Origin of the sequence: Paenibacillus cisolokensis, from assembly GCF_018403665.1 — a bacterium.
Lineage (GTDB): Bacteria > Bacillota > Bacilli > Paenibacillales > Paenibacillaceae > Paenibacillus_AH > Paenibacillus_AH cisolokensis.
Genome location: NZ_BOVJ01000103.1, coordinates 1 through 9,272, shown reverse-complemented (window position 1 = coordinate 9,272; position 9,272 = coordinate 1). Strand labels below are relative to the sequence as shown.

The 9,272-nt window shown below is 58.8% G+C and carries 3 protein-coding genes and 1 pseudogene; all 4 read right to left on the bottom strand.

The features are described 5' to 3' along the window. Nucleotides 1-172: 172 nt before the first annotated feature. Nucleotides 173-1,918 carry a TIGR02679 domain-containing protein gene (locus PACILC2_RS14705; protein ID WP_213529271.1) on the bottom strand — a complete coding sequence of 582 codons (1,746 nt, stop codon included), beginning with the start codon at nt 1,916-1,918 and terminating at the stop codon, nt 173-175. Between the two features lie 158 nt (nt 1,919-2,076). Further along, a complete protein-coding gene (locus tag PACILC2_RS14700; RefSeq protein ID WP_244863525.1) occupies nt 2,077-6,312 on the bottom strand; it encodes a TIGR02680 family protein in 4,236 nt (1,411 codons plus the stop codon). A 17-nt stretch (nt 6,313-6,329) separates the two neighbouring features. Beyond that, nucleotides 6,330-7,538: a TIGR02678 family protein gene (locus PACILC2_RS14695; RefSeq protein ID WP_213529270.1), complete on the bottom strand. Its 1,209-nt coding sequence runs from the start codon at nt 7,536-7,538 to the stop codon at nt 6,330-6,332. A 1-nt stretch (nt 7,539) separates the two neighbouring features. Then, a pseudogene (locus PACILC2_RS14690) lies at nt 7,540-9,185 on the bottom strand (TIGR02677 family protein). Between the last annotated feature and the right edge of the window lie 87 nt (nt 9,186-9,272).

Genomic DNA, 9,272 nt, shown 5'->3' with positions numbered 1-9,272 from the left:
GGAGCTTCACATTCGCACCTACATTCAGGGACGAAATTTTCGATAGTAATTTTTTCCTGTGATACATTCAATAATATATCACATATCCAACTTGCACCGGAATCAAAATTCAACAATAATTTCGAGGCTGCCCATTTCCTGAATAACTCGGAACCACCAAACGGTATAATACTCACTTCGAAGAATCCGAAACTCCCGCATGCTCCAAAGCGCACATCCAATCTTCCATGTAGAAAGCGATCTGCTCTTCCTGAAACAGCTTTCGTCCGATTCCGCTCATCGCTCTGCAAAGAGAGTCATCCCACACGGCTCCCATTTGTTTCAGCCGGTTGCATTCTTCATCGGAAAACCGGACGCCTTCCCGGTTGGAGCTGCGGCTTCCGGCTGCGTAGCTTTGAGAATCGAACCGCCATGGTCTGAACTGCCCTCGATATCTGGCCGCCAGCACATTCCCGATTTCGATCCCTTTCACGTCAAAATCGCCCGAATAGTACAGCGTACCGCACCTCGGGCCTTCCTGGACGTACCGATCCAACAGTCGAAGCGCCGCGGCGCTTGCCGGACCGCTTGTGCAAAGCAGTGCGGGACCGTCGACAGAAAGGCGAAACGCTCCCCCCTTCTCCAGCCATCGCTCGGTCATATCGATCAACGTGGAAAATACAGCCGGATTCTCAACCACATACAGATCACCGGCAAACGGTACTTTCTTCATCCTTTCGATCTGTCGTAAAGACAGAATAGACAGCCCGCCCGACTCCCAAGGGATGAAAACATGAACGAGCGTCGAGATATCGTCGTCCGCAATGCCCGCGACCCGGTAAATCTCCCGTGACGCCAGACTGTCAGCTTCGATCGCCGACGCTTCCGGCTCTTCAATGGAGCTGTCGCGTTCCGGAGTACCTGCAGATTCTGATTCGAAATCAGAATCGGAATCTGAGCCGGCTATGGCTTCGGCACTGTCAGCGGCATTCACCGCTTGCCCCGTACGATCTACTTGGCTTATTAGGCCCATCTGGCCAATCTGGTCTGCGCGGCATCTTACTTCACTTTCTTGATCTTGTCCCGGTTCCGGCACGGCTCGCCGCGCCGATACACGCAGCGCCTGAAACAGCAACCGGCCAGCCGGGACGTTCCTGTCCAGCGCATGCGGGTTGCCCGTGGCGAGCGCGGCCAGCACCGGCAAACGGATCGGATGCAAACCGTCGCTCGGCGACGCCGGGTCGCTCCTGTCAAGCGAGCCGTCAAGACGCGAATCATCAGATCGCAAACCGCCCAGCAACGGCTCTATCGATTGCATCGAACTCTGCTCCAAACGCTGTTCCGAACCAAGATGTCTCGCCAGCAGCAAATTCCATGCCGCGGCAGCGTTCGCCAGCTCGCGCTCGGCATCCTGCGCGTATTGCCGCCACAGCTCCCGGAGCATCCGGTAACCGTCCGCCTTTCCCGCCTTCAATTGTTCGAGCCAATTCGCCACAACCGGATGAAGCAGCCCCTCCTCCCGCTCCAGCTTCCCTTTGACGATCCGGAACAACTCCTCCCATTCCTGCCGATCAAGCTGCTGCCGGTCCGATTTCGTCAGCAACGGTTCGCCGGTCAGCACCGCGTGCAGCTCTTCGATCGTCATCGCGAAGGCGGATTCCAGCAATTCCCGCTCGAACGCCGCAAGAGGAAGCCGGATGTCGCCGCCCGGTTTCACATTCCACCCCATGAACGAGTTCACCATTTCGCACTCTTCCGGTGTCGCATTGCGGACGACCGCGTTCCCTCTCGCTTTCCCGAAACTCGCGTAGCGATCCCATACCGCTTGCAGCGGCCGCTCGAAACCGGGGCGGGAGAAATAAGCTTTCGCCCGCTCCCCCCGGTCAGCCCGTAATCCGTTTGTCCGATCCTCTCTGTTAAATCCTTGAAAACCGTTCATGCCGTCACCCGCTTGCCCTCTGTCTAACCGCGTTATACACCGGACAATTTGCAAACGTCTGTCTTGCATCTAGCCCGAACTTCCGACTATGCGCCTTGACGACTGCCAGCCAGTCATCTAGCCGAGCGTTGCTGCAAATATGCAGCACATCCACCCGACTACTCTGTTCTGACGTTTTCCACATATTCCCGCCGCTTGCCGTTCCAACGGTAGCGGAACAATGTGACGAAATCGACGTCCTTCGGCCGGTATATTTCGTAAATCGCCAGTTTCGGAACCGTATCGAAGCAGCCCCACAGCACCTGGGACGTCATCATATAGTCGAAGCCCATATCCGTCAGCAGCTTGAACATGTCGCGCATATTTTCCTCGTCTACGCCCGCGAACGCCTCGTCCAGCGAAATGAGCCGGGGAGCGTCGCTGCGCGCGTCGGAATACCGCGACCACGTCGCCGCAAACAGCGGGATGTACATCGCCATCGCCTTCTCGCCTCCGCTCAGCACGTTGAAACGTGCGTCGGTCAACGGACGGTAGCCGGTTTGCTCGCCTTTTTTGTATTTCAGCTCAAAGTAGAACCAATTCCGGTAATCGAGCGCACGGTACAAATGCTGCCGAAGCGACTCTTGTTCTTCCTCGGCGGACTGTTTGGCTCCCGCGATTTGCGCGCGGAAGTGTTCGATCATCGCATCGATTTCGTCTTCCCGCAGCCGGTGGGAATCGCGCTTGAGCATCTCTACGAGATCGTACACGTCCAGCTGCTGCTCGCCCGACGCCGGCTTCGGCTCCCATTCCAGCCGCAGCCTCAGGCCGCTCGAGGTATCCCGCTCTTCCATAAGCTTGTTCATCTCGCGCACCCACTGTTCAGCCCGGTGAATCCGCTGCCGAATCGCCTTGCCGACGCTGCGCAAAATAATTTCCTCATACAGTTCCCGGTCCTTCTCGCTGAGCAGAGCGCTTTGCTCCGCTTCCTGCTCCGCCAGTTCATCGAGAAGCGTCTGGGGCGGCAGCGGCCGATGCGGGTCGCGCATCGAATGGATCAAAATGCGTCCCGTCGTTTCATCGTCGGTCGTCTGCAGCACATATTCGGTCAGCATCATCCGGGCGGCCGTAAATTGCTCCAGCAGACGATTCGTAATATTTTCCGCGTTGCGTCCCGCGAACAGCGGCTCATACCGGCGGCGAATTTCCCTGGCCAGCTGGCAGGCGGCATCCCCTTCCGGAGGCTGCGCCGCAAACGGCTCCGCATCGTTGCGCTCATCACCCGGCCATTCCTCCCGCCATTCCGGCACGAGGCCCCGGCGCAGCTCGGTCCACAGTTTCACGGTCGCACGATCCAGCCCGAGCTTCCTGCCTTCCGCCTGCTCGCTCAGCAGCGCAAGCTGCGCTTCCGCCCGGGCGGCTTTGTCCTTCGCCGCATCGAGCAGCCGCTCCTGCTCCCGGTTACGCTGCACCAGCGCGGTTTGCTCGGCTCTTATCTCCTCCAGTCTTCGTGCCACATCGGCAAGGCCCAACTCTTCGATCAGCTTCCGCAGCGTTTCCGTCTGCGCCCGCTGATCCCGTCTCCGCTCGTCGAGCTCATCCATCTGCGCTTCTTCGTCTTCCAACTCGAGAGCGGTCGTTTCAAGCTCATCCCGCAGCCGCTCCCAAGCGGCACTCGCATCCCGATATTGACGCCACAAGGAATGCAGTTCCGACAACGCACCTTCGTATTCGCGAATAACGCTTGCCGCTTCGGCCAGCTCCTTCTCGCGCTTCAGCCTCGACCAACCGGCGGTCAGCTCATGGAGCTGCCTTTGCAGCTCGCGCCATTCCTCCGATTTCGCTTTGAACCGCTCCAGAGCCCGCTCCTCATGACGGAGCGCGGCCTCCAGACGATAACCGGCCTCCTGCAGCGCCCGCAGCCCATCTGTCAATTCGGTTCCATCCGGGAACCGGTCGCGCTCTTCGGCAAGCCGGCTTTCCGCTTCCCGCTGCCCGTCGATCGACAGCTGCACCTCATGCAGCTCCGCCTCCACCGCGGCGATCGCTTCGGCAAGCCGGGCGATTTCAAACATTCGTGTTCGCTTGCGCGTCTCTCTTCCGATATATTCCGCACGCACCTTCACCCGCGAACGGCCGGCCAACGGACCGAGCCGGTACGAGCCGTCCGCCGCGATGATGCCATGCCAGTCGGCGCCGTCTTGCAGAGCGCTTCCTTCGTCCCATAAAAAGCTTCTCAGCACCGCATCAACCATTTCAGCCGTCACGCCGCTTTCCTCCGGCGGATCGGCTACAAGCAGGTCGGCAAGCGTATACCCGAATTCGATTGGTTTCGGGACGATCCACGCCTCTTCGTCGCCGCTGCCGCAATCTTCGAGCCAGCCATCCGGCGAAATCCAGGCGTCCAGCAGACCGGCGCGTTCCAGCGCTTCCTCGATGCGCGCCCGCTCCTCTTCGCCAACCTGCTTCCGAAAGTCGCACAAGGCGTAGAGCGGAGCACCCGCCCGGGCTTTACCGCGCCGGAAGTTTTCCCTCGCTTCGCTGCGGGGCGGTTCCGGCTCGCGGCTCTCTTCCCAGCTGCGTTTCTCTTCTTCCAGCCTGCGCTTCTGCTCCAACAGCTCGTCCCGGCGCCGCTCGAAGCCAAGCCTCCGTTCGACAAGCGCATCGCGGCCGACTGTATAGCGCTGCAGCAGCGGCGCTCGCACAAGCTCAAGCGACGGCTGCTCCGGTCCGTAATTCCGAATCGCGCCGAACGTTTCCCTTATCGCTTCGTCGCCGAATTCGAGCTCCTTCAATCCGTCCCTCCAGACGACGATCGCATCCTTCAGCCGCTCCTTCGCTTCCTCGAGCCGCTTTTCCCGCTCGGCGCGCTCGCGTTCCGCTTCATCCCGCACCCGGCTCGCTTCGCCAAGCTCGATCTCCCGCTCCTTCACCATCGACGCAGCTTCGCGCTCCTCTGCCGCCTTGACCAGCGCCAGCTCGACCCGCTCGCGATGACGGCGGATATCCCGGCGCCATGCATCCTTCCAGGCGTCGTCTTCCGGCACATTCGGCGTCCAATAGCGATGATATACCGCATGCTCGGCAAACTCCATCTCGCCCGCCATCTGCTCCATCTCGTCCAGCGTTTCCCGCTGTATCCGCTCGGAAGCGTCTCTGCTTGAGGCCGCCTCCTCCTGCTCGCGCTGCAGTCGATCCTGCCTGATGCGGGCTTTTTGCGCCTTGTCCCGGGAACGCTCCAGCTGCCGCTCCGTATCTTCGAGCGCTTTCGCAGCCGCCTCGTATTCCCGCTGCTTGCCGATCGCCTCATGCTTCTCCAGCAGCTCCCGCTCCAAGGCGATGTCCTGCAGCCTGCGCTGTATGTCGGCACGCTCCGCCGCCGCCGCTTCCTTCTCCCGCTCCGCTTGCTCCAGCGCCGTCTCCGACGCCTTCACCCGGGCGGCCACTTCCTTGTAAGAAGCGTGGTTTTCCAGCAGCTCTCCCGCCTTCGTATAAAGAATATGCTTGTTGTAAAAATCGTACCGCTCCTGCAGCCTGACCATCTCGCCGCGATGCCTTCGGATCTCGTCCAGACGGTCGGCCATTTGGTCCATATCTTCCAGTACTTCCGACAGCGGCCGCAGTTCTTCCTCCATCAGCGGCGGCAGCGCCTGGTGCAAAATTTCGTATATCGCCGAAGGCTTGAAATCTTTTGAAAGCTTCGGGCTCCGCAGTTGGATCATAAGCTGAAGCAAATCCTGAAAAGCCTCGATATCCGCGAAGCCGAAAATTTGCTTGTTCACGAGGTCCTGATACGACTTCTGATCCTGAACGACCATGCCCCCGGAACCGATTTTCGCCTCCAGTTCCTTGCGGTCAAGCGGAATACGCACCTGGTCCTCCAGCCATCGGTTACGGTCGTACAGCCAGAAGTCCCGCCCGATGCGCCGGCCGTCCTCCAGTACAAATCCCCAGAATTGCACCTGCGAAGCGTTGCGCCGCGCTCTCAGTCCGATACCGATCGTCTTGAAAGCGCCCGTCCTTCCGTGCCGGAATTCCATCCACAGATAGCCGGTCGCATCCGTCTTGCCTTTGCCGTCGTCATCCTCGCCGAGCAAGTAGTACTCGATCCGGCGGTCGCGCGAACCGAACGGGTCGAGCCTGTGGGGACGTTTGTCGCCGTCGAGCACGAGCGGCAGGAAGCTTTGCATCGTAACCGATTTGCCCGAGCCGTTCGCTCCGCGAAGAATGAGACGGCCGTCCTCCAGCTGAAATTCTTCTTCGTCGTAATACCAAAAATTCAGAATGCCGACCCGGTTCATCTGCCATCTGTCCGGCGGCTGCGCGCCATCCGCCCGACGCATTGATGCCGTCCCGGCAACTGCCGTCCCGAGCTCCGCTGTCCGTTCCGTCGTTCCGACTGTCGTTTGCTCCATCGCCTGTCCTCTCCCCATTACGCATCAAAATCGGAATTGGCATAATCCGCATTCCACCGGCCAAGCACTGGAGACACAAGAAATGAAGCTTCGCTTTCCCATTCCCCGAGCCCCCATTCCGCCAAATGGTTCATACATAGCTCCGCCAGTTCCTGCGATGCGGATTCCCGCAGCTCTTTGCTCCAATATTCTTTATGTCTGGACTGCAGCCGGTACATGATCGTCTCCATTTCTGCTCTCGTTAGCCGGATCGTTCCGTTGTCCTCCGTGTACAGTCCGCCTCCTTCCGCCAATTGCTTGCGGATTTCGCCGGCCGCCAGCAACGCCAGGTCCGAAGCAGCCGACAGCGTCGGGAACAGCTCCCCCTCGCCCGTCAGTTCCGGATGAAAGAACAACAGCCCCTCGCGATAGCGCCTGCCGACCCAGCCGAACGTTTTCTCCAGCTGATCAATAATCGCCCGCCGCTGCCACAGCACATAATTCAAATCTTCTTCGTCCCATTGACGATCCGTAACGACCGGTTCGAGCAGCAGCCGTCGGTAGACGCGATGCCTGCGCCTCATCGACTGGCCGTCCTGCGTATCCGCGTAAGGAATCGGGTCTGTCAGTTCTTCAAGAGTCGAGCACTCGGTCAGATCGCGCGGAAAGCGCCGAAGCACATACCGGGCCAGCGGTGAGCATTCGTACAGGGCGTTGCGCTCCGCGTCCTGCGCCCAGAAGCTTTCGTCTCCGTCGACGCTGTACAGCACGCCGAGCGAGCGCAGCTTTTTGAGCGCCCGGGCCATGGAAAGACGATGATAGTAGTTGCGCCAATCCGCTTCCAATCCCGCGCCAAGCATCTGCTCGCGAACCTCTTCGACAATGTCGGAAAGCAGGAACTGATCCAGCTCTGTTTTTCCTTCCAAATACCATAATCCGTATGTGAAAAAGACATAATCCGATGTTTCGCGAAACTCCGCAAAGCCCATCCACGGAAAAGCTTTCACCGGCGTCTTGTCCAGCTTGGCCATCGACCGGGTAACGATCAGCGGGAACCCCGCCTTGTCCATTAACCAGTCCCGCAACTCCTCGTAATGATCTTTAATCGCGAAGTACAAATCGGGATCGTCTTCCTTCGTCACCCACGGACGGTTCAGCAGCGCATGCATGCACGCCCGCTTCCGTTCGGCGAGTTGCTCCGCATTACGTTCCTTTCTGACCGCTCTTCGCAATGCTCCGGAAGCCATGCTATTGATCTCCCCTTTCTTCCGCGGATGCCGCCGCTTCCAGCGCCGCCGCCGTATTCGTCAGCATGAAGTGCAGCTCGTAATCCGCCATCTCCAGCTCTCCGTCCTCGGCGTATAAAATCGTCCGTTTGTCCGTCCGCGGGTTACTCATCCTTATGCGCACGCCTTCGGGCGTCACGAACGTATACGTTTTGCCCGCCGTCATGCAACGGCCGATCCATTGGAGCAGCCGCAGACGTTCCTTGGCCGTTACGACGCCCATCTCCGATATCCGGACCCGTCCCCGCTCCAGCATCGCTTCGATCATCCGCATTTCTTCCGCCTGCCGGATCCGGTAAGCCTCCCGCTCGCGCCGCTTCCTTTCTTCGTTGTCACGCACCGGATCGGACTGCAGCCTTTCGCCGCGTTTGCGGCTGCGCGAACGCAGCATCCGCACCATTGGCCGCTCCTCCCAGGAAGACATGTCCGCCCGGTCGGAATCCCGCAAGTCTTCTCCTTGCAGATGCCGCGTCGGAAACAGGCCGAACGCAAAGGCGGCCAATCGATGCGCATCGTCCACCGAATCGAGGGAGGCGAACCAGCGCGCCAGATGCTCAAGTTCTTTTTTGCGGCTAAGCCCCGCACGCTTGCGTTCCTGAATGCGGATGGCGCTGCGGACGATGCGCGCAATCGTATCCTTGGTCGCTCTTTCCAGCAGCGTCAGCTCGCTTGGCGCGTTCCCTTCCCCGATAAACCAGCGACGGATATTCGCCCAACTGCGTTGCAGTTCTTTCATCCATTCCTCTTTGTCCGGACCTTCTTCCAGCCGCGGCTTGGCGAGCTCGCCTTCCGCCACTTTTTCCAGAAACAGATCCCGGACCGAGTCGTTAATGCGCAGCAGATTTCCTTCTATTTTATAGGCGCTGCGCTGAAGCGCCTGCACGAAATTTTGCAAATAATCGGTCAGTTTCTCCTTGAAAACGAGGAACGCTTCCGTCACCATCATCTCTTCCGCTTTTGCCGTCTGCAGGCTGGCGATGTAATCTGCTGCGTTCTCGTGCAGACTAACGAACGACCGGTACAGCACATTCCACAGCTCGAGCGCCTCTTCCGGCTGCCACCGGTCCGCATCGCGCCGGATCGCGAACAGCTTCTCGGCAATCGTGTCGAAAAGAGACGCTTCGAGCGATCCTCCATAGCCGGTCACCTTCTCCAAATTTTCCAGCAAACGCTCGATTTCGATCGAATACGGACGAAGGGAATATTGCATTTTTTCTTCAAATATTCTTCCAACGTGGATGACCGCCCGCCATCGTGGCGAGCGGTCAAGTTTTGCCATTCAACCAGTTGCTCGAGATCATGATGGCACATCTCCGGCGTATAGTCCGGCCATATGTTCCAGGCCTTCATCGTTTCGTAGACTTCTTCCGGCTTAAGCCAGTATTTCAGCCGCTTATATTCCTGATAGAAAAACGCATAATCGCGCGATACCGCGCCACATTGTCCGCATTGACATACTTCAATTCCGGAATTCCGCGCAACGCTTGCGCCGGCAGTCCCGGTCCTTGGTGCTCCATCCGTTTCCCCTCGTTTCAAGCATTTCAACGTTGCTTCTATGATAGATGGAGTTGGAGAGGAAGGCAAGTCAGTTAAGTAGTTTTGTTGCATGATTCTGGGGAACGGCTCATTTGTGCCGATTTGAAGAGTTTTGCGGTAGCGTGATATTATCCACGCTCCCGCGTAGGGAGCGACTGG

Coding starts and splice junctions, on each gene's coding strand:
- PACILC2_RS14705 (WP_213529271.1), bottom strand. CDS start 1,918: ATGAACGGTTTTCAAGGATTTAACAGAGAGGATCGGACAAACGGATTA.
- PACILC2_RS14700 (WP_244863525.1), bottom strand. CDS start 6,312: ATGGAGCAAACGACAGTCGGAACGACGGAACGGACAGCGGAGCTCGGG.
- PACILC2_RS14695 (WP_213529270.1), bottom strand. CDS start 7,538: ATGGCTTCCGGAGCATTGCGAAGAGCGGTCAGAAAGGAACGTAATGCG.